This window comes from Enterococcus sp. DIV1094 (genome assembly GCF_017316305.2).
Taxonomy (GTDB): Bacteria; Bacillota; Bacilli; order Lactobacillales; family Enterococcaceae; genus Enterococcus_B; species Enterococcus_B mangumiae.
Genome location: NZ_CP147250.1, coordinates 1501061 through 1522459 on the forward strand (window position 1 = coordinate 1501061; position 21399 = coordinate 1522459).

25 protein-coding genes and 1 other annotated feature are annotated in these 21399 nt (G+C 37.0%); of the genes, 21 read left to right on the forward strand and 4 right to left on the reverse strand.

What is annotated here, in order from left to right:
• Positions 1 to 218 precede the first annotated feature (218 nt).
• Positions 219 to 869 (forward strand): deoxynucleoside kinase, encoded by a 651-nt coding sequence (locus tag DOK79_RS07275; protein WP_206854297.1) that lies wholly within the window; start codon positions 219 to 221, stop codon positions 867 to 869.
• Between the two features lie 126 nt (positions 870 to 995).
• Here the strand turns inward: DOK79_RS07275 and DOK79_RS07280 are convergent, their stop codons facing one another.
• Together DOK79_RS07280 and DOK79_RS07285 are read right to left on the reverse strand one after the other, a co-directional pair.
• Complete coding sequence (locus DOK79_RS07280) at positions 996 to 2399, reverse strand: lytic polysaccharide monooxygenase (RefSeq protein WP_206854296.1); 1404 nt, start codon at positions 2397 to 2399, stop codon at positions 996 to 998.
• A 659-nt stretch (positions 2400 to 3058) separates the two neighbouring features.
• On the reverse strand, positions 3059 to 4429 hold the full coding sequence (locus tag DOK79_RS07285) for a lytic polysaccharide monooxygenase (RefSeq protein ID WP_206854294.1): 1371 nt from the start codon (positions 4427 to 4429) through the stop codon (positions 3059 to 3061).
• Between the two features lie 479 nt (positions 4430 to 4908).
• Positions 4909 to 5039 (forward strand) — a sequence feature (ribosomal protein L20 leader region).
• 43 nt (positions 5040 to 5082) lie between these two features.
• Here DOK79_RS07285 and infC point away from each other — a divergent pair.
• The 3 genes from infC (at position 5083) to rplT (ending at position 6292) form a co-directional block, all read left to right on the forward strand.
• Complete coding sequence (infC, locus tag DOK79_RS07290) at positions 5083 to 5607, forward strand: translation initiation factor IF-3 (RefSeq protein ID WP_010736567.1); 525 nt, start codon at positions 5083 to 5085, stop codon at positions 5605 to 5607.
• A 71-nt stretch (positions 5608 to 5678) separates the two neighbouring features.
• On the forward strand, positions 5679 to 5879 hold the full coding sequence (gene rpmI / locus DOK79_RS07295) for a 50S ribosomal protein L35 (RefSeq protein ID WP_010736566.1): 201 nt from the start codon (positions 5679 to 5681) through the stop codon (positions 5877 to 5879).
• Between the two features lie 53 nt (positions 5880 to 5932).
• Positions 5933 to 6292 carry a 50S ribosomal protein L20 gene (gene rplT, locus DOK79_RS07300; RefSeq protein ID WP_206854292.1) on the forward strand — a complete coding sequence of 120 codons (360 nt, stop codon included), beginning with the start codon at positions 5933 to 5935 and terminating at the stop codon, positions 6290 to 6292.
• Between the two features lie 37 nt (positions 6293 to 6329).
• On the opposite strand, the gene DOK79_RS07305 is transcribed toward rplT, so the two are convergent.
• Entirely contained in the window at positions 6330 to 7556 is a 1227-nt protein-coding gene (locus tag DOK79_RS07305) for a site-specific integrase (RefSeq protein WP_206854290.1), read from the reverse strand.
• A 50-nt stretch (positions 7557 to 7606) separates the two neighbouring features.
• A complete protein-coding gene (locus DOK79_RS07310) occupies positions 7607 to 8227 on the reverse strand; it encodes a helix-turn-helix domain-containing protein (RefSeq protein ID WP_206854286.1) in 621 nt (206 codons plus the stop codon).
• 154 nt (positions 8228 to 8381) lie between these two features.
• On the opposite strand from DOK79_RS07310, the gene DOK79_RS07315 reads away from it, so the two are divergent.
• The 17 genes from DOK79_RS07315 to DOK79_RS07395 all read left to right on the forward strand — a co-directional run bounded on the left by DOK79_RS07315 (position 8382) and on the right by DOK79_RS07395 (position 21295).
• Complete coding sequence (locus tag DOK79_RS07315; RefSeq protein WP_206854284.1) at positions 8382 to 8609, forward strand: helix-turn-helix domain-containing protein; 228 nt, start codon at positions 8382 to 8384, stop codon at positions 8607 to 8609.
• Positions 8597 to 9301 carry a BRO family protein gene (locus DOK79_RS07320; RefSeq protein WP_206854282.1) on the forward strand — a complete coding sequence of 235 codons (705 nt, stop codon included), beginning with the start codon at positions 8597 to 8599 and terminating at the stop codon, positions 9299 to 9301. The genes DOK79_RS07315 and DOK79_RS07320 overlap by 13 nt, the downstream gene beginning before the upstream one ends.
• A gap of 11 nt (positions 9302 to 9312) precedes the next feature.
• The gene (locus DOK79_RS07325; protein ID WP_206854279.1) at positions 9313 to 9612 is read left to right on the forward strand and encodes a DNA-binding protein; all 300 of its coding nucleotides are present in this window, start codon (positions 9313 to 9315) and stop codon (positions 9610 to 9612) included.
• A gap of 237 nt (positions 9613 to 9849) precedes the next feature.
• Entirely contained in the window at positions 9850 to 9999 is a 150-nt protein-coding gene (locus DOK79_RS07330) for a hypothetical protein (RefSeq protein ID WP_206854276.1), read from the forward strand.
• Positions 9992 to 10213 carry a hypothetical protein gene (locus DOK79_RS07335; protein WP_206854272.1) on the forward strand — a complete coding sequence of 74 codons (222 nt, stop codon included), beginning with the start codon at positions 9992 to 9994 and terminating at the stop codon, positions 10211 to 10213. Before DOK79_RS07330 ends, DOK79_RS07335 begins: the two co-directional genes overlap by 8 nt.
• A 56-nt stretch (positions 10214 to 10269) precedes the next feature.
• Positions 10270 to 11217 (forward strand): AAA family ATPase, encoded by a 948-nt coding sequence (locus DOK79_RS07340; RefSeq protein ID WP_206854268.1) that lies wholly within the window; start codon positions 10270 to 10272, stop codon positions 11215 to 11217.
• A gap of 272 nt (positions 11218 to 11489) precedes the next feature.
• Complete coding sequence (locus DOK79_RS07345) at positions 11490 to 11969, forward strand: hypothetical protein (RefSeq protein ID WP_206854266.1); 480 nt, start codon at positions 11490 to 11492, stop codon at positions 11967 to 11969.
• Between the two features lie 324 nt (positions 11970 to 12293).
• Entirely contained in the window at positions 12294 to 12428 is a 135-nt protein-coding gene (locus DOK79_RS07350) for a DUF2292 domain-containing protein (protein ID WP_206854264.1), read from the forward strand.
• 98 nt (positions 12429 to 12526) lie between these two features.
• Positions 12527 to 13030: a hypothetical protein gene (locus DOK79_RS07355; RefSeq protein ID WP_206854262.1), complete on the forward strand. Its 504-nt coding sequence runs from the start codon at positions 12527 to 12529 to the stop codon at positions 13028 to 13030.
• Positions 13020 to 13568 (forward strand): hypothetical protein, encoded by a 549-nt coding sequence (locus DOK79_RS07360; RefSeq protein WP_206854260.1) that lies wholly within the window; start codon positions 13020 to 13022, stop codon positions 13566 to 13568. Before DOK79_RS07355 ends, DOK79_RS07360 begins: the two co-directional genes overlap by 11 nt.
• A 16-nt stretch (positions 13569 to 13584) precedes the next feature.
• Positions 13585 to 13962, forward strand: coding sequence for a hypothetical protein (locus tag DOK79_RS07365; RefSeq protein WP_206854257.1), 378 nt, complete (start codon positions 13585 to 13587; stop codon positions 13960 to 13962).
• 244 nt (positions 13963 to 14206) lie between these two features.
• Positions 14207 to 14467 carry a hypothetical protein gene (locus tag DOK79_RS07370; RefSeq protein ID WP_206854255.1) on the forward strand — a complete coding sequence of 87 codons (261 nt, stop codon included), beginning with the start codon at positions 14207 to 14209 and terminating at the stop codon, positions 14465 to 14467.
• Positions 14467 to 15018: a hypothetical protein gene (locus DOK79_RS07375; RefSeq protein WP_206854252.1), complete on the forward strand. Its 552-nt coding sequence runs from the start codon at positions 14467 to 14469 to the stop codon at positions 15016 to 15018. The genes DOK79_RS07370 and DOK79_RS07375 overlap by 1 nt, the downstream gene beginning before the upstream one ends.
• Positions 15019 to 15517: 499 nt before the next feature.
• Positions 15518 to 16069 (forward strand): PBECR4 domain-containing protein, encoded by a 552-nt coding sequence (locus tag DOK79_RS07380; RefSeq protein ID WP_206854250.1) that lies wholly within the window; start codon positions 15518 to 15520, stop codon positions 16067 to 16069.
• A gap of 417 nt (positions 16070 to 16486) precedes the next feature.
• Positions 16487 to 18352: a DEAD/DEAH box helicase gene (locus DOK79_RS07385; protein ID WP_206854248.1), complete on the forward strand. Its 1866-nt coding sequence runs from the start codon at positions 16487 to 16489 to the stop codon at positions 18350 to 18352.
• The gene (locus DOK79_RS07390; protein WP_206854246.1) at positions 18342 to 18755 is read left to right on the forward strand and encodes a hypothetical protein; all 414 of its coding nucleotides are present in this window, start codon (positions 18342 to 18344) and stop codon (positions 18753 to 18755) included. Before DOK79_RS07385 ends, DOK79_RS07390 begins: the two co-directional genes overlap by 11 nt.
• A 719-nt stretch (positions 18756 to 19474) precedes the next feature.
• Positions 19475 to 21295 (forward strand): DUF3329 domain-containing protein, encoded by a 1821-nt coding sequence (locus DOK79_RS07395; RefSeq protein WP_206854244.1) that lies wholly within the window; start codon positions 19475 to 19477, stop codon positions 21293 to 21295.
• Positions 21296 to 21399 lie beyond the last annotated feature (104 nt).

A 21399-nucleotide genomic window follows, 5' to 3' on the forward strand; every position in this document is an offset into this window, starting at 1 on the left:
AAAAACAGTCCTTCTTTATTTTACTAAAACCAGTCCAGAAGTAAAATAAAGAATACGATTTCTCGATAAAAAACGTCATTTTCTTAATAAAATTTTGATTTTTTTAGGTAAGAAAATTCACCGAATCTATTTGACACCACAAGATATTGGGGTTATATTTAAAAACGTGATAAAAAAGCACTGTATTTAGTGGGTAAGAGAGTTGGAGGACAATTAGTGTGATTGTTTTAGCAGGAACGATAGGAGCAGGGAAATCAAGCTTAACCAAAATGATTGCTGACCATTTTAAGAGTCAGGCATTTTATGAATCGATCGATGACAACGAGGTATTGCCTTTGTTTTATGCAAACCCGGAACAATATGCGTTTTTATTGCAAATTTATTTTTTGAATAAGCGATTTGCAAGTATCAAGCAAGCGATGCAAGACGATAATAATGTGTTAGACCGTTCGATCTACGAGGATTCATTATTATTTCATTTAAATGCGGATCTAGGACGAGCAACAAAAACAGAAGTCCAAGTGTATGATGAATTACTGGCGAATATGATGGAAGAACTTCCATACGCTGCATCAAAAAAACATCCGGATCTATTAGTTCATATTCGCGTATCTTTTTCGACGATGTTGGAACGGATCGAAAAAAGAGGGCGCGCGTATGAGCAACTTTCTTTTGACCCGAATCTATATGACTATTATCAAGAATTGAATCGACGTTATGATCAATGGTATGACGCGTACAATGAAAGCCCCAAGATCCAAATCGATGGAGACTGCTTGAATTTTGTAGAAGACGCTACAGCGAAAGCACAAGTGTTGCAAATGATTGAAAAAAAGCTAGTCGAAACGCGTAGAGGACTAATCGTATAAAGCGTTCTAGCTCCAATTGAACTTTGTATTATCTAAGTAATGAATGCAAAAAAAGACAACCACAAATGAGTGATTGTCTTTTTTATTTTAATCGTCGTTTAGTCGATCAAGGGTTAGTGAGTTGAATTATTTAGGGAAGAATAGTGAGTGAGCAATTCCTGGTGCCCAGTTTGTATCACCATAGTTCAAGTGAGACTGCCAAGTGATGTAAGTCACACCGTTGTGGACAACTTCTTCACCTGCTGTATAAGAAACTGGTGAGAAGAAGCTTCCTACTGTCCATTGACGTCCAGTAACGACTTCGCCGCCACCGTTGCCATTGTCACCACCATTGTCGCCGCCATTGTCGCCGCCATTTTCATCGCGATCAGTTGTGATTGTTAATGTGTTACTTGCTTCTGAAACATCGCCTTCATTGCTGATTGCGCGAATAACAAATGAGTATTGTGTTTCAGGAGTTAAACCTTCTACTTCAAAAACAGTTTCAGAAGTTGAACCAATCAACTCGCCATTACGGAAGATATCATATTGTTTGATTCCTTTCGAGTGAGTTGAAGCTCCCCACATCAATGAAACGCTTGAGCTTGTTTGGCCCATTGAATGTAAGTTTCTAGGTGCAGTTGGTTTTTCTTCTGCAGTTTCAGATAAAGTTGTTACAGATAGAGCTGTTCTTTCAGAAACTAATCCTGTTTGGCCTACTGCTTCGATTTCATATGTGTATGTAGTTTCCGCAGTTAAGTTTTGATCGCTGAAATCTGGTGAAGCTGTATTGCCTAATAATTGACCGTCACGATAAACGTTGAATGATGAAGCATTTGCTTGTCCATCCCAAGTCAATTGAGCAGTTGAAGAAGTCACGTCAGTTGCGCGAACGTTACGTGGTGCAGTTGGTGCTACTGGAATTGCTGAGTCACCTTTCAAGTTCACGTCGATTACTTGGTAGAATGCCATTGCTGTATCGTGTACATCCCAAACTGCTAAAACAACATGGTAACCAAGACGGTCGCTAGGGATATTCACTGAGTGTGATGGGTTCGTTGCAGCTTGAGCTCCACCGTGGTTGATTGTCGTTAACAACTCAAAATCGCTACGATCTAATTGATCATTTGGATTCCAATCTGCTTTTGTAATATAGTAATGCCATTTAGTTGTACTATGAGATTGTGTATAGCGCCAAGTGAAAGTATTAGGACCTGTATTCAAGTCTTGTTTTGTCCACATTGTCGCAGTTTGGCGGTCTAAGTTGAAGTTGTTTCCAACCGCGCCGTTTGCAGAAGCGATGCGTCCGTCAGCAGGACCAGCAGCTGGGAAGCCTTTCAATGCTTCTAATGATTGTGGTTCGTAAATTACTGGACCGTATTGTGCTAATGCTGCATTGTGGTTAACTAGGCGGTCACGGTGTCCTTGATAAGAACGACTGATTGGTGACTGCACGTAACCGTGAGCTGAAGCGTCTTGTCCTCCGATAGATAATCCTACTCCTACTAAAACGCTAGAGCATAAAACTGTTGCTAAAATTTGTTTTTTCATGTTTCCCTCCATAGATAAAATGATATTTTAGATAACTAGTAAAGTCGATGTTTATTACTTGATCGATGTGTTTCGTTGTTATCTGTATTTAATATTATCAGAGAATAGCAACTTTTGATAATCTGTTTATACCGACCATTAGGTAAAATTGGGTCTTGACTCCAAGTTGTGGTAGTATTATCCCTAATATGAATAAATATTGATTTAAAGGCTATTTTATTGATTATTTTATTTGAAATTTGTTTTTTATTTTGCATATACAAAAACAAAAGGGAAATATGATGATGAAATTTTTTTTCTTTCACAAAATGAACCCTTGTAATCTGTTGTTATTTTTTAATTTTTCTCATTTATTTAACATATAAAGTTTGGAGATTGGTGTGTCATCTTTTATGGACGTAGATCTTTATATATTAACTTTTCAATTGCCCAAAACAGCAACTAGAAGCTATTCTACATATTATAGAAGGAATTGGATACAGAGAGAGTAGTGGAAGGCCTGTTAAAAAAAATCAGCACTCGCAAAATCCGAGCCGGACTTCGCAGGTGCTGACTGATTTTGAGGTCAAAACTTCGGTTTATGCCTCAACTTTATTGGAGTTTTGTTTCTATGGAACGTTTTCTATATTATCGTTTTAATTACGTTTATAAGGTTTTGTTTATTTAGGATAGAATAATGAATGAGCAATTCCAGGAGCCCAGTTAGTATCTCCATAGTTCAAGTGAGATTGCCAAGTGATATAAGTCACACCATTATGGATCACTTCTTCACCAGCTGTATATGAAACAGGTGAAAATAGGCTTCCTACTGTCCATTGACGTCCAGGAGTCACTTCACCGCCACCGTCTCCACCGTTGTCATCGCGATCAGTCGTGATTGACAATACGTTACTTGCATCAGATAATTCATCCGTGTTGCTGACTGCGCGAACTGTGAATGAGTAAGCAGTGTTTGCAGCTAATCCAGTCACGTCGAATACAGTATCGCTTGTTGAGCCGATCAATTGATTGTTACGGTAGATATTGTATTGTTTGATTCCTTTCGAGTGAGTTGAAGCACCCCACATCAATGAAACACTTGAGCTTGTTTGACCCATAGAGTGTAAATGAGTTGGTGTCGTTGGTTTTTCTTGTGTATTTTCTGTTGCTGTTTTCACTGTCAATGCTGTTTTAGCAGAGACTAAGCCAGTTTGTCCAACTGCTTCGATCTCATAGTTGTAAGAAGTATCAGCAGTTAAGTTAGCATCACTGAAATCTGGAGATGTTGTATTTCCAATCAATGCGCCATCGCGGTAAACGTTGTAAGACGCAGTATTTGCTTGACTGTTCCAAGCTAATTGTACAGTTGAAGAAGTTACGTTCGTTGCACGAACATTTTGTGGTGCAGTTGGTGCGACAGGAATTGCTGAGTCACCTTTCAAGTTGACATCGACTACTTGGTAGAAGGCAGCACCTGTATCATGGATATCCCAAACAGCTAAAACAACATGATAACCAAGACGGTCATTAGGGATATTCACTGAGTGTGAAGGATTTGTTGAAGCTTGCGCCCCACCATGATCGATCGTTGCTAATAATTCCAAATCGCTACGTTTTAATGGCGCATTTGGGTTCCAACCTACTTTAGTAATATAGTAATGCCATTTAGTTGTACGATGAGATTGTGTATAACGCCATCTGAAGGTATTCACACCTGTATCTAAGTTTTGTTTTGTCCACATTGTTTCTGTTTGGTTGTCTAGTAAAAAGCTTCCTCCAACCGCACCGTTTGCAGAAGCGATGCGTCCGTCAGCAGGACCAGCTGCTGGGAAACCTTTAGCAGTTTCTAATGATTGTGGTTCATAAATCACAGGACCATATTTTGCTACTGCTGCAGCTAAATTAACGTTACGATCCAAGTGTCCTTGATACGCACGACTGATTGGCGATTGTACGTAACCATGTGCAGAAGCATCTTGCTCCCCAATCGCTAAACTTGCTCCGAATAAAATACCCGAGCATAAAACTGTACCCAAAATTTGTTTTTTCATTTTTCCCTCCATAAGTAAAAATAGTTTTTAGATAACGAAAGAAAGAATTGGAATATTCGTCCGTTACTCTTTGTTCTGTTATCTTAAAATAAGATTATCAGAAAAAATAAGGAGATACGAACCAGTTTATACCGATGTGTAGGTAATAAAAATCACACAGATATAAATGATATAGTTTGTTATTGTGTTGGTTTTTAAGGTTTTAGTACCTTTTTTGAAAACGCGAAAAAATAGTTGTATAAATAGATACTTCTTTTTTCTTTGAATTAAAATACTCATTATTTAGTTATTTAAAATTGATAGTATGGCAGTTATATAAAATGAAAGCTATTAAGTAGACAAAGGTGACATGACTGATAAAATGATCAGTGAATTCGAATCCATAGTGGAGCTTCTTTAATAAGATTGGGAGACGTACTATAAAGTAAGAAAAAAGGTTTGACAAATAGAATTGAATTTGATAAGATAATTGAGTTGAGAAATAAAAGCAGAAGCACCCGCTTCTCGCCTTAGTTGATACAGTCACTGGGCTAGATAGTTTTCATCTATGATGTAATGTAGATGGAGTACGTGCGGGTTCTATCAAAAGAACTCGTTTTTTTATTGCCGTTTATTCGGTAAGCTTTTCTTTCTCTCATAATATTTGGAGGTGAATGACCATAGCAAAGGATATGATGGTTAACGACGGCATTCGTGCACGTGAATTACGATTGATCGGTTCAGATGGTGAGCAATTAGGAGTTAAGTCAAAAGCAGAAGCATTGCAAATTGCAGAACAATCAAACTTGGATCTTGTGTTAGTTGCTCCAGGTGCAAAACCACCAGTAGCGCGAATCATGGACTACGGAAAATACCGTTTCGAGCAACAAAAGAAAGACCGCGAAGCGCGTAAAAAACAAAAAGTGATCAATGTAAAAGAAGTTCGTTTAAGTCCAACAATTGATTTGAATGACTTCAATACAAAACTTCGTAATGCACGTAAGTTCTTAGAGAAAGGCGATAAAGTGAAAGCTTCTATCCGTTTCAAAGGCCGTGCCATTACCCACAAAGAAATTGGTCAAAAAGTCTTAGATCGCTTAGCTGAAGAAACTGCTGATATTGCAACAGTGGAACAAAAAGCGAAAATGGACGGACGCAGCATGTTCTTGACGCTGGCACCGAAAAACGACAGTAAGTAATTTGAATGACTAACTGATTGTTGGACAGTCAATAGTCGGATAACGAAAGATTTTGAGGAGGAAATATAGTCATGCCAAAACAAAAAACACACCGCGGATCAGCAAAACGTTTCAAACGTACTGGTAAAGGCGGATTGAAACGCTTCCGTGCGTTTACAAGTCACCGTTTCCACGGCAAAACTAAAAAACAACGCCGTCAATTACGTAAAGCGCGCATGGTTTCTAGTGGCGATTTCAAACGTATTCGTCAACAACTAGCAAAAATGAAATAAGAACGAAAAATCACTGAAATTTAAAGATCTATTTTTATTAGGAGGAATTATACATGGCACGTGTAAAAGGTGGAACAGTAACTCGTAAACGTCGCAAAAAAATGCTGAAATTAGCAAAAGGTTACTACGGTTCAAAACACACTTTATTTAAAACAGCAAAAGAACAAGTAATGAATTCATACAACTACGCATATCGCGATCGTCGTCAAAAGAAACGCGACTTCCGTAAATTGTGGATCGCTCGTATCAACGCAGCGGCTCGTATGAATGGCTTAAGCTACTCAAAATTGATGCATGGTTTGAAATTAGCTGAAATCGACATCAACCGCAAAATGTTAGCTGACTTGGCTGTCCACGATGCAGCAGCATTTACTGCATTAGCTGACCAAGCAAAAGACGCTTTAAACAAATAATCTAACTAACGTTGTTACGCCAACGTTTACCCCGCCTTTATTGAGCGGGGTTTTTATTTTGACCCAGAGATTGACCCAGACTTTTCCCATTCTTCATAAATTCACCGAAAATATCTGCAGTTTCTTCTTTGCCTTCTTTAGTGACATGAGTGTAAACATTCATCGTTGTTTTTATATTACTGTGCCCCAGACGAGCTTGCACTTGCTTCATACTTGCACCTGCTTCAAATAATAGCGATGCATGAGTATGACGGAATCCATGAGGCGTTATCTGATGCAATGATTTGTTTTTGCGATAAAGGGTATCGAGCCATGTTTGTGGTGTTCTTGGATTCATCAAGCCGTTATCCTCGTCTTTTGCAAATACTAGCTGTTCGATGGACGGCATCATAGCTAGTAAATCGATATGTTTCTTTTGATGATAGCGCCATTCTTTTAATAGGTCTGCAGTGTCGGAATCTATACTAATTGTTCTAACTCCTGCTTTAGTCTTTGGTTTTTGGATCAAGGCAGTTCCATTCTTGCCAACAGCAAGCGTTTTGTTTACTGTTAGAGTCTGATGTTTGAAGTCAATGTCTCGCCATGTTAGAGCCAATGCCTCACCTTTTCGCAAACCTGTATAAGCAAGGAGTGAGAAGAATACAAATCGTTTAAAAGGATAATTTTCCTTGAGTTCCTTTAGAAGGGATAGCAGTTCTTGACGATCGCAAAAATTAATCACTTCTGGTTCATCGCCTTCTATACTTTCTACAGGAGTAGGGAGTATTATTTTTTGCATCGGGTTAGATTGGATTTCTCCTATGGATTCAGCATACTTAAAAATCATTCCTGCGTAGTTGATATAGCGATCGTAGCGATTCGGATTATCTTTGCACCAAGCATTTGCCTGTTTTTGGCAAGCTGTTACAGTGATCGCTTTGATGTTGTAAGATCCTAATGCAGGCAGAATATGCTTGTCAAAGATGATCCTCGTGTTCCAATAGGTGCTCTCTTTGACTTTTGTTTTATACACCAGATTAAACCAATCCTCGAATACTTCCTTGTATGCTCGATTTGACGAGCGTTGTTTAATTCCATTCTCAGCCACATCGATGTCTAACCTAGCATAGGCTAGCTTGGCTTCTTTTAGTGATGCGAAGCCCCGCCTTGTGGTTTCTCTTTGTTTCCCAGTAACGGAATCAATTCCTAAATATTTCTTGAACATGTAGGCGGTTGAACCGTCTTTTTTTGTATACTTTTTAATTGGATTTTGCTTTGTTGCCATTATATTTTTTCCTCCCAGTACCTAGCGTGGGGCGCTGGTATGTAGGATCGTTAACCTATGTCACCGTTTAGAACAAATTCAGATGGATAAAAATCGTTCACATATTCGCTAAATTCAACTGAAGCTAGATCGGTTATATATTCTACAAAAGCCTCTCTAAAGTCATAAGAATCAAAACGCACGGATAAAAGTTCAGTAGCAGATCTTGGGAAATTAGTAGTGACGATAACGGCATCTAATTCTTTCGATTCAGTGATAATAAGCTGTATATCGCAAGTAAGGTTAAATGAGGCTGTAAAACCGTCTGCTTCAATCAATACTTCTAACGGATGGATAACAAATCGAATGTTATCGACATACTCGAATGCACTCTCTTCATCACTTCCACCAATACTTTCACTAAAGACAGGAACTATAACCCCTCCTGTTGCTTTATTCAAATCGAATGAAAATTTGATATTTTGCTGTGAATTTGGAATGTAAACAATCAAGTCTTCTACTGGTACTTTTAATGCTTCAATAATTTTTTCAAGGGTATGAAACTGTATCCCTTTGGAAGTTCCGCTTGCTAATTGGCTTAATGCATTCTTAGAAATACCAGTTTTCTTATTTATATCAGCCATGGTCATATTATTTTTAGCAAGCATTTCTTTCAATCTAAATTCAATCATAATGTTCACCTCACGCATCAATAGTACCATTCAGGTGTACAAAATACAATTACTTTTATTTTTTTGTTGACTTTTACAAAATACGTGTGTAACATACGGTTGTACAATGTACATCTTCAGTTGTACTTTTTATTATAAGGAAGGAGTATTTACAATGAAAAATAATTTTTCTCGAATCTTAGGCGAGCGGTTGGTAAAGATTTCAGAGGTTCACAGGGCAACTGGATTGAGTCGTGCAACTCTAGGCGAAATTTACTATCAGCGTGCCATGAACATTCAGTTGGATACATTGGTTAAAATTTGTGATTACTTGCAGATTCCACTTAGTGAACTAATCGAGTACGTACCAAAAAATAAGGAGGGTAAGCGATGCAGGGATTAGTTTTAGCTAAAGAAGAATTGTTCCAAGGTATTCATTGTGATTTGTGGATGGATAAAGATAGAAATCCGTTCATGAGTATGGATCAGTTTGCTGAAGCACTTGGATATACCGACAGAAAAGGGATTGAGAAAATTGTTGAGAGGAATCCGTATCTAAAGGACAAAGAATTTTCAACTACCGACAAACTGTCGGAGGTTGAGGGGGATAGAGTAGTTAAGCGAGAACGTAGATTATTTACACGTGATGGAATAATGGAGGTCTCCTTCTTATCTCAGAAACCAAAGGCTCGTGAATTCAGAGCATGGGCAAGGAAAGTCCTGATTGCTTTTATGGACGGTCAAATTGTTTGGAAGGAAAAGAGAGTAATCGGAAAGCAAATCCGTCTATCTATGACAGATGCAATCCGTGACGCAGGGTTTTCACCACATTTCTATAAGCATTTCACGAATTTGTGCTATAAGTCAGCAATTGGATTTAATGCTACTCAAATCCGCAAAGCTCGAGGAGTTGAGAAAGGCAACAATATCTTAGATTTTTTGACTATTGAAGAGCACGAGGCAGTGAATAAAAGAGAGCAACAAATCGCCACTTTGATTGGGCTAGGAATGGAGTACGAGCAAATAAAAGAGATTCTAGCCAATGGTGGGGTCATTTATCAAACTACGCTCAAAATGCCTGAGACGGCTCGTTAGGTGGTGAAATCATGGCGAAGCTAAGTATTGATGAATTAGACCTATCTCCCTCATTGCTTGACGTAATAAAAGAGACAGCGGCAGAGGAAGGGAAACAACAAGCCCAGCTATTAATCGAGGAGTACAAGAAGAAGCTAGAGCTCCCTAGATTTATGGGGATGGCGCAAGCTGCAAAATACATGAACACCAGTTACAACACTGTGAAGTATGTATTCATTGAAAAATTAGGCTTACGTGTCGTAATGATCGATGGTTATGAAAAAATTGATCAACGAGATGCAGATGCATTTCTTGAGAAACACAAAAAATAATCCTAGCGTGGGGCGCAGGAAGAAATCGCCAGAATTGGCGGCATTTAGTTGCAACGTCACTCAGTCAAATGTCAGAAAGAGGAATAAAATGAAACGAGGACAAAAGAAAAAGCCTTTGCTGTGTATATTCTTGGCGGAATTTTAGCAAAAGGCAACATATAGTGGGACACCCTACCTAAAAAGGTGGGACACCCCTATTCTTTTGTCCTATTCTATCACAGAAAGGGCGTAATTTAAATGATAAGCGTAATTAAAGGACAATTTAACGGCATGATTGGAACAATTATACAGGAGGTTCAACCACAAATTTTTTTGATCCAGTTTTGTGATGGCACAACAGGCATTGTCTTAGAGAACAACTTGCAAGAGGTGCTTTGCCATGACTAAATCCGATGAATTACTGGAGCAAGCAGTTAGCCAATTTTTATCTGTATTAAAGAATGCTGATCAACAAAAAAGAGAAGGTGCGGCAAAATGGCTCAAGGAAGGTCTCGAAGGCGAGTTGTCCGAAGGGGGGCAAAATTTTATTGATGACCTTTGCGAACTGATCATCGCAGGAGAACTTAACGATGTGGCGAAGCATTTGGCGTTGCTATTATGAAACGAAAATACCGCAGACCCTTAGCCGTCTTTATTCTTTGAAAGGAGGTGATACAAATGGATGGGCACGTAGAATTGTACGAAATACCACAGCCCAGTCTTATGAGTGTATGGGAAAAGTTACCATTGTATGAGCCACCACTAGTGAAAAATGTGCTGAGAAGACATCAAAAACTAATTATTTCGGGGGCTAGTAAGTCTGGGAAAACATCTTTAGCTATCCAGTTGGCGATTGCAGTAGCTGAAGGGACGTGTTGGCTAGAAAACGAATGCGCACAAGGTGGCGTACTATTTGTAAATTTTGGTTTATCAACGTACATGATGTTCAGTAGAGTGCATGAAATTTATTCATCTTTAAACATTGAACCTAGTAATGTAGAGCAAATTGATGTCATTAACTATAAAGGAAATGCTTTGGCGGATAACTACATTCATTTTATGGATAGTATACAGAATATCGCAAATGGGAACAAATATAGATTGATCATTATTGATTCAATCGATTATGTACAAGGTTTTTCCGAGTTTGAGGCTAGTCGTCATATTAATCGATTATTAGACAACCTGATGATTCAAACTAATGCGTGCATTGCATTTACTACGAGTGCAGGTAACCCACCAATAGAGACCTTATGCGATAGCGTGGCTAAATTGATTCCAACAGGTGATAAAGCGGTCAGTGATTTCAGGCTATCCATCGAAAATAATACCTACCAAAAGACTGACACTGACCAGCAACTATTAAAGTATGAGTATCCAACAATGCAAGCCTTAGGAAGATATAATTTTAAAGATGTAAAGCGAGCCAACAATTTAAAAAAAGAAAAATCTGTTCAGGAATTTGAAGAGGCTTTTTACAAGTTGAGCTTAGAGGGGAAGAATGTCTCAGTATTGGAATTAGCTGATCACTTAGGGGTTGCCAGAGAGTCTCTATATCGAAGAATAAAAAAGCTTGATAATTTTGAAGTTCAATTAGGGATAGTTAAGCCTGTAAATAACAAGTAACACTGTACCGTTGCTTGTAACATGTTACGGTATGTTAATGTAACTTTTCTTGTAACATGCTACACCATAGTAACATGTTACTTGTCCGTCAGGGTGTTAAAAAAAAGGTATGTTACGTTACAAGATAAACGTTGATATAACAACCTTTCTTTACCCTTGTGTATATCTCTCGTTAGAGAGTAGATATACACAAGGGAAAGGGGGTTGAGGTTAAAAATACACATTAAATTGTAGCATGTTAAAAATAACGGAATTACGGAGGGGGGTGTGGTATGGCTAGAAAGAAAAAACCATTTAGAGATGTGCGTGATAGGAATTTTTTAGAAATTGCGAATATGCCTTTAGTGGAAAATAAAAGTGCCGCAATTGAGTGGATAAAAACTAGCAAGGTGATGGGGTATGTTTTCCAACAAGCAAGGAGTTGGAACTTCTTGGTGGCATCCTATTCGGAAGATGATGGCTATGTATGGCACGGTGTGAATTATGGAGAAGAAAATAGAAAACTTAACAGAGAAACAAAGACAGCATATGGAAAAAAAGTTTTTGATGCATTAACTCGAGACAAAATAGATCTGATGCCGCTACTTCGTTACAGAGATCCTGAAGAAGAATTTTCGCCATTAGAGAGCGAAGTGATTCAATTCTTAGCTACTAAAAAACATATATTAAATTTAGTATTCATAACTGCAACATATAATGGTCGAATTATTGTAAATAAGGATGGTACCTGTATTGGTCAAAATATGTTATGAGGAATCTCGAACACTAGAAAATATCGGCTGAGTGAGACCAAGACAAAATTGGACAGGTCTTACTCAGTAATTAGGGTGTAAATCCATTATACGCCCAGAAGTGGGAAAAGGGGCAGCCGTCTTTTCGGCATCCATAAGAAGACGATGCATCCCGACATTTCTGACACATAGAAAAAGGAGCGTACCCTAACGATCTCTAACATTTTCGTTGCAACCTTTTAGCCTTTGTTGCAACGAAAACCAGCGATGCATCGCCACTGTGTGACTAAAAGATGCTAGTAATTGCTAGTAAAAATGATGGTAAAAATAAAGGAGAGTGATCCAATGGATAAAGTTTATATTGATGGACAGACTAAAACGGAAAAGGTGGACTTGCCTACCCATGGTACGGTAAAATTAATTGTACAAGACGGTCGTGTGATCCGTACAGAAACCACCATATCAAAAAAGCTGAAATAGTCTGACTAGATCACTAGAGGACATGAGCAAAGGAGCGCCTTCCAGTAGGCAACCTTGCTTGTGTCCTCTTATTTTATTCCAACAAGGGAGGTAGTTCTTTGGATCCATTCGATGAAATTTTGATAAAAAATTATCTCTCCTTAGATCAGCGAATTCAAAAGCTCTATTCATACAAGAAACAGCTGAGAAAGGCGTTCTATTTACAGAACATGGCTACTCACATGGAATATGTCAGATTGAGGAAAGATACGTATGCGATGGTCACCAAAGGCTTTCGCCCTGATCGTGAAGTGGAGAAGTTACTGTTAAACATAGAAAGAGTAGATCAGCGCATTGACCGCTATCGATTTAGAAAGAAACATTTTTCCTCGTTTTGGGGCTCTCTTGATGCGCTGGAGCGAACTTTGTTACAAGATCGATTCATTCATCAAAAAGAAAGTGATGTCCCTCTAGCGCTTAATCAGAGTGTAATAGCTGAAATCAATGAGATTGAGACAGCAATCTGTTTTCGTGAAGGGATTGAGCCTGATGTTCTGGAAAACGAGTTAACAGGAGATGTAGAAGAAAATTTAGAAAGGATGTGTGATTTCTTTGCATTATGATAGCATCAGAGCCTCATACTATCTGAAAAAATGGCGATACTATGAAACTGCTCGACATGACTTAAATCAATCCGAACTAAGCGATGCAAAAATCTTCTTCAATGCTTTAAAATGCCTTGATGACGAGGAGAGAAAACTGCTGACCGATGTGTATTACCGATCAGAGGAGCTTTGCAGTTTCAATGAGAAAACGGGGTATTATCATTCGCTTAAGCCCATTCAAGATCAGGTGATGGCTAAAAAGTATCAAGTAACCAGTGATCGTTTTGCCAATATGCGCAGGCTAGCCCAGAATGCTTTACAAAAGAAAATGCAACAAATTCTAGCTGAGATTGGAGAGACTTGTGTGCTTCGTTTGAATAAACGTTTGTACTTAGTAGCATTTTTAGACAAGGGTAAGTACTCCGAACAGTTTGTTCTAGGTACGCCACTTGAGGCGAGGAAGTTCACAAATCATGCAGATAAGGAAAGAATCTTGTCTTTGCAGATGTTAGGATTTGAGAAGGTTCCGATTCATCCGAACGAATACTTTCATTAGTGGGGAGTGGCGACATATGAGTGATCAAAAGTTACTTATTCATCACAAAAAGCATCGCAGAATCAAACATGAGGTACTCATCGCACTATGTAGCCAGAATTACACGCTAGACCGTTCTAAAGGAACAATAAAGATAAAGGTACCTAAGAAGCGAGGAGCGCCATACGGTAATAAGAACGCCGTAGGAAATAAAGGCAACAAAAATGCTAGCCCACCAATAGGAAATATCAACGCCCAAAGACACGGATTATATGCCAATATGCTTTATCGTCTGCAGATGGTTAAAATTGAAGAACGTTTAATCGAGCAAAATCAATGGAGCTACGAGGCGGTACTTTACTACCGTGAGAAGGTGCTGAATGGTGAAATATATACCAATCCATTCAAAAGGTAACGTTCCGAAAAAGTTAGTTTTTTTACGAAACGAAACACAACTCAAGGGGACGAAAATAGCGATAGCCATTGGTATAATAGCTTATCAAAAGGAGCGCTTAAAGGTAACGTTGCAACGTTCTAATGGAGCGTTGCAACATGTTGCACCCCTTTTTATATAAATAATTGATTGCAGTACTGCAAAAATGAATGTAGTACTACAAAAAAAGTACTGCAAAAAATAAAATGAGAAAGAAGGAAAAGAAATGAACTATGAGCAAGCGTATAAAACATTAAATGATTTTGTAAATAATAATAATTTTGAAGGTGTAGAGGAAGTTAGAGGGCTATTTGATAGCATGAATAACGAGCTAATCAAAAGCGGTTTGATGGAAATTGATGGTAAACAAAAGCTTGAAACCACACTTAATTCAAAATTTATTGAAGAAATCAATGCAAGAAATGCTGCAGAAAATGAAAAAAAGAATAGCGTTAATAAACTTAATGAATGGAGAATCACTTCATAATGCCGCTATATAATGAGTTACTAGAAGAACAGAAAAGGAAATATAAAGAGATTGATCTCAATAGAGTTGATTTAGAAGGAAGTATATCTTACTTTAGAGAAGAGTTGAGAAATGCGACTCAGACGGATAGGATGTATTCTCAAGAGAATATTAAGAGAAAATTAACGGCTGAAAGAGAACTAAGTGAAATTCAGTCGTTAAAGCAGGATCTTGATACTAAACGTAGTTTGATGGTAAATGAAACGAGTAAGAGGTTAGGCAATAAGCTGAGAAGTCAGGCGTTTAAAGAAATCTATACGGTATTTCAAGAAGACATTGAAGAGCCGTTAATGGAAGAAGTTGAAGAGTTAATATCACGCTTAAATGAGATTTTAGAAGTGCAGGAAAGAAGTTATCAAGATTTTAAAGAGGATGCTATTAGGAAAGTTATTTTATTTGAACCATATTTAACACATGATACAATTGATTTTGTGGTTAATGGTATAAGGTACTCTAATAATAGTTTTAAAATGTCTGTCACTGACAAGATTAAGAAGAAAGTCAGTTTTTAGTAATGTAATGTATTGAGATTGTTGTAGTCGACTAGCCGAAGCCAAAAATGGTTTGGTCAAGAACGAGGGCACCTCAAATCCCCTTGTTTTTTTGTTATTTAATGTAGAGAAATAGAAAATTTCGGAAAGTTTCATACAGTGATTAAACTAATCTAAACGAAGCTAAATGAATGTTTTTTTCGTTTGATGTGTTTTAGTGTGGTCTAAAGATATTTAAATAAATATTATTATTTAAGGGGATTTTGTTTACAATTATTGTTGATGATGTTATATTAATGATGAAGAGTCGCCCTCTTCCTAACTGACAATCAAATTTGTCTGTGTAGCCTTAGCATGCTTATTGTCCGAGCATTCGGAGACTTGATAGAGGTACATCAAGTTGCCTGAAGGAGGCCTAGTAACCTTTCGGAAGTCCCGACTGGAGACGCATCTAGTCCGTACCGTTTACATATTTTTGCCCTTCTAGAGAATAGGAGGGTATTTTTTTTAGGAGAATAGAATGAGGATTGTCTTGAATCGGTATAATGATGTTGTATTAACGAATCTTTTAAATGATTATCGTTGTAATTTTCATGGTAGATCATGTAAAGTAAGGACGAACTATAAAGGGTTGAAAGAGTTTGAAGTAGCTTTTTATGATGAAGGTCTGCCGCATCTTTTAGGGCTTCACTATGTTGGAAAAAATAGAGCAGGTAGTAGGATATTAGAAGATATTGACAACGGACGAATGACAGCCAAAACAATCATGAAGCATGCAGAATTTCGCCAAAAAGATATTAGAAATAGAATCCTACTTTATCCTTTCGTGTACGAGGTGTTTGTTGATCAAAAAATCAAAGTGTGTGTACCGATGGATAATGTAAAGCCAAATAACATGAGATTAAGTTGCGTATTTACTAAAAAGGGAACGAAAGAAGAAATTGTACTGGGGTTAAAAAGAGATAATCGAGATGGGATTTTTAAACCAGCTACATTACATTCAAATAAGAAAGCGAAATATACACTTCTTAAATGTTCTAAGGTAGAAAGTATTATCTGGAATGAGGTCTAGTATAGATAGAGTAGATGGATTGGTAATCTTTTACCAGTCCATTTTTTGTTGATGTGCTGTTGAAACTTCAGGAAGAACGAAATGTTCCCCCCTTAGCCAAGTCTAAATAATAAATTTAGCAGCGAACGCCCCACAACTGGTAACAAGCAGTTAGCAACCTCCCTTAATGCTTATATGACCGTGTTAGTCAAAAATGTCCGATGTTGATACATAGGGTGTGACGAAAAAGAGCCGCTACTTCCTCAATGACTGAAAGAATACATGTATATAAAATATTTAATCAATTAGAAATATGCTTGGCAAACTGAGAAAGTCACAAACGATTCGGCCAAAATGTAAGCAAGAAATTTTTGTTAAGCCCACTATGTTAGTATTTTTTTTGGTATAATAAAAGCAAATTTTGAGAAGAGGGATAGCATGGATTGTTTGTTTGATATACCTGTTAATATTGAGAATAATAATAAATTGAGAAAACCTCAGATAGAAGCGTATATGGCTGCGAAGTCATTTTTCAGTGACGAAAATAACAAGGAAGCTTTAGTAGTTCTCCCAACAGGAACTGGGAAGAGTGGACTGATTGCGATTTCTCCTTTCGGAGTTGCAAAAAAGCGAGTGCTAGTAATAACACCGGGAATTGTTACAAAAGCAAGTGTTATAAAAACTTTACACCCTTTGGATAAAAACTTTTGGTTAACTTACGACGTTATTTTTAATCCAAAGAATCTTCCTGCAATTGAAGAATATACTTCAGACATGCTAGACTCCAGTTTGAATAAATTGGACATAGTTGTTACAAATGTTCAACAGCTGAATCAAAGCAATAGCAACTCTCTAATTAATAGAGTTGATAATGATTTTTTCGATTTAATTATTGTTGATGAGGCGCATCACTCCGTAGCCGATTCTTGGAAGAAGGCATTAGCATATTTCAATGACGCAAAAGTTCTACATGTTACAGGTACTCCTTATCGAGGTGATCATCAGGAATTACCGGGGAAAGAAATTCACAATACGCCATTATCTGAAGTTATGGCTTTAAAATATGTTAAAGGATTAAGAAAGAAAACTATAAACAGTAGCCAATTATTCTTCACAATTCCCGAATCCGACATACCTCTGACAAAAGAAGAAGTTTTAGTTCTAAAAGAGAAAGAATGGGTAGAAAGATCTATATCACTGTCGGAATCTTGTTCAAAAGAGGTTATTGGTGAAACAATCAATCAATTGAATGAAATCAAGACAATTTCTACTAAAGTTCCTCATAAAATTTTAGCCATTGCTTGCAGTATAAAACATGCTGAAGATTTAAAAAATTGGTATGAAGAAAAAGGGATGAGTGCAGAGATTGTGCACAGTGATATGAAGCCGGATTCTTTGGAGAAAGCTTTTCAAAGAATTGAAAGTCATCAATGCAATGTTGTTGTTTCAGTTAATATGCTTATGGAAGGATACGATCACAAGTATTTAACCGTTTTAGGATTATTCCGACCATACAGAAGCAAGAACGCATTTGCGCAAGTAGTGGGTAGAGTGCTACGGTCCATCCCTGATTCTGAAATAGTAAACTTCGATATAGACAATAACGCAGTAGTTGTTTTTCATGAAGAAATTGGACTCAATAGTATGTGGGAAGACTTCTCTTCTGAAGTTGAAAAAAGTAAAAAAATACCAGTAAAAGAGTATACTGTATCTGATAGAGAATATGTTCAAAGAGAAATTTTATACGCTAATGTTACTGTTGATGACCACTACTTATCTGATGAAGATTCTTATCTAAAAGAAGTAGATTTTAACAAATTATTTGAAGAAGCTAGAAATAAAACTAAACAGGAAAAAGAAACGAGAAGGAAGCAATTGGAAGGGTTAGGGATTCCTGATAACCAAATAGAGGCTATGCTATCCGGTTTAGAAAAAGAGATCACTGAGAAATCTTCACTTGAAATAGATGAACTACTAATAACCAAGCGCCCCGAAGATGTTCGACGCAGAACAAGAGAATTTTTATTTAAAAACGCTAATGAAACAGCTGCGGCATTATTATTTGAGTATGGTATTCCTGAGCAAGGTAATGAGTTAGTACCTGTGTTCAATAGATTTTTTAGTGGAGCATTGACCGTTTCCGACAAGAACAATGGAATAATCGTAAGATTTATTAATAGTAAGTTGTCTCGAAAGTTTGGTCCAGTTAAGAATAGAGAGCCTGAAACTTTATTGGCTTCAAAAGAATACGCTCAAAATCAACTAGTACCTGAGATAAGGAGATTATTAGACAATGTTAGATAGAACTACAATACAGAAAAAAATTAAGGAAATTGTTAATTTAGAATTGACGAAAGGGGTTAGACCGTCGGATCTTGTTGATAAAATATTTGATAAAAATTATAAAACTATAAAAATCACCAAAAATGCTGAATCTATTTCAATGGATATTTTGTATTTAGAGAAACATATTAATGTTGAAATCCCAGTGGTCCTAACCTACCTTTATGATACTGACGAGAAAGTATATTTAATTACAGAAAAAGTTGATGGAAATGAAACTATTTTATGGTCGAGAGAAGAACGCAACAGAGACTTAATAGTTGAATTGAATCAACTATTAGAAAATTGTAGCTACTCTTATAAGAATAGAATTATGGGGAGCTTGCCAGAAAAATTGCAAGATAAGCTTGTGCGCACCGCTTAATAAGTGAATCCGTATGCTTTTATACTTAGTAGGTTAAAACCGTAAACGCCGAAATAACTAGATAAAAATATTTAATCTCATCTATAAGATATCCACATTTTATATGGAATGATCGCTTTAAAGATTTAAAAATATGGTATATGTGCTCTTAGTAATTTTGATTTAATATTTCGCCCCACGCTAGATGAAGAATTTTGACCCAGATTTGACCCAGAATAAATTTAAACTGAGTTAAATTTTGTTAAATGATTACGTTCTAAAAGCTTGGTTTATTAGCATACTTTAAGTGCTATTAACTTCTGTTAAAGTTATTTAATAGCTGACCAAGCAAAAGACGCTTTAAGCAAATAATCAAACTAACGTTGTTACATCAACGTTTACCCCGCCTTTATTGAGCGGGGTTTTTATTTTTCCTCAGATTGTTTTCGCGAGACATATAACTATCAAATAGCAATGCACTTTCTTCTTGTCAGCATTTCGTGGTGTGGGCATAAACGTTCATTGTTGTTTTGGTGTGTTACTTGTGTCCTAAGCGGTCTTGTTACATCACTTCGTACGATTCTTGAAGTGAGGAAAGCATCCTTGTCATATCAGTCGATTAAAAAATATCGGAAGATTAATAAAAAGTGTTGTTTTATTTAAGAGCATCCAATGATTTTAAATGTTATAATAATATTCGTAAGTGTTCACTTAAATAATTGTTGGAAGGAAAGAATGAAATGAATCGAATAATCGATAGTGTCTGCAAGCATAAAAAGATGATAGTGATTGTTTCTGTCTATCTAGTCATGGTCATCTTGAATTTTTTAACACCATTGATTGCAGATGATATTGAATACATGTACAAAACGACAAGTTTTTCAACTATTCTCCATGACGAATATCTACAATACATGAATTGGACTGGTCGATCAGTGGTTCACATCATTGCACGTTTATTTTTATTGATGCCGAAAGTCGTATTCAATTTTATGAATCCGTTGATTTATGTTTTGCTAACCCTTTTGATCTATAAAATATCAACAAAAGATCATAAGAATTTTTATGTGTTTAAATATTTGATGATCAATTTGTTGATTTGGTTATTTATCCCAACTTTTGGACAAACGATCTTATGGGAGACTGGAGCGGCGAATTATCTATGGGGCGGCATCATCATCGTTAGCTTCCTTTTCTTGTATCACCGCTATTATACAAAAGGTCAAGAATTACCATTCAATCAACCATTGCAAATTATCTTTATGACAATTTTGGGGATTCTTGCCGGATGGTGTAATGAAAATACATCTGGTGGAGCGATTCTTGTTGTTTTAGGTTATCTCTATTTTATTTATAAAGAAAAACGACCAATGAAAGCATGGTTATTCACAGGTTTAGGTGGAGCAATCTTTGGACTATTGATGATGGTTGCAGCGCCTGGAAATGCGATACGAGCAACTTATTTTGATCGTAGTACATGGTCATTTGCGCGTAAATTATATACTGGTGTTTTTGGGATTACACGTACTCTATACGAAAATAGTTTGCAATTATTTATTTTAACGGCGATTTTAATTGCGCTAGGTATTATTTTTAATCAACATAAAAACTGGTTCCGACTTTCATATGTATATATTCTTGCTGGACTAGCAACTATCTATGTATTATCTCTTTCACCAACTGGACTTAACTGGGGGCGTTCATTCTTTGGAGGCGCATTGTACATTATCATTGCGATGTTACTTGAATGGCCAGATAAATTATCGAAGACAACAGCTGGTAGTTTTTATAGTGTGATCAGTGCAGTCTTGATCGTTCAATTTTTGTTTACATTTGTCATAGGTGCGAATGGAATCGTTCAATCTTACCGAGATATCAACGAGCAATACCGTTATGTGGAGAACCAAAAAAAGCAAGGGAATCTGAATCCTTTGATTGCTGATTTCAATGCAAATGAAGGGATGCCCTATCCTGCATATTCTAGTGCGTTGTCACACGTGGGGGCAAACATAGATTCCCAAGTGAATCGTTCGAATGCTAAATATTTTGGCTTAGAAACAATTCGTTCGGTTTCTAAAAATGATTGGAATACGATTTATAAAAATGGCGATCCAACCTTGATGAACATTTGGGATTATAAGGAATATCTAAAAGAATTAGCAGACTCAGATTATACGGTGCTGATTTCTGGTGCTGGAACGTCACAGCAGATGAATGAATCTTTAGCAGCGGATATAGCAAAACTTTTACCTGAGCTTGATTTGCAGCAGTTTACTCAGGGCTGGAACTTTAGCGGTATTCGTCAAGCGGATCAAGACCCTATTCTTTCACAGAATGAAAATTACAATGCGGTGGGGCAAGAATTTGCTGAGAAGCAAGTCTCAATGAGTTCTAGTTTTACCCCATATGAAGAGCAACAATTTTCTAGAATAAAAATCGATGGTACCGATGTATCAAGAAATAAAACAGGGATAAATATTGTTGTGCTTTCCAAAGACGGAAAAATCTTGGATGCCGTAAATATCCTTTCAACTGAACAGGGAGTTACCATTTCGAGATAAAAATAATCATTTGATTTGACCACATCTATGTTTTCTGGCTCTTTGTCAATAAGGACTGATGAGTGCAATCAAGTGAAATCCGGAAGAAGAAGTGAACACTTCTT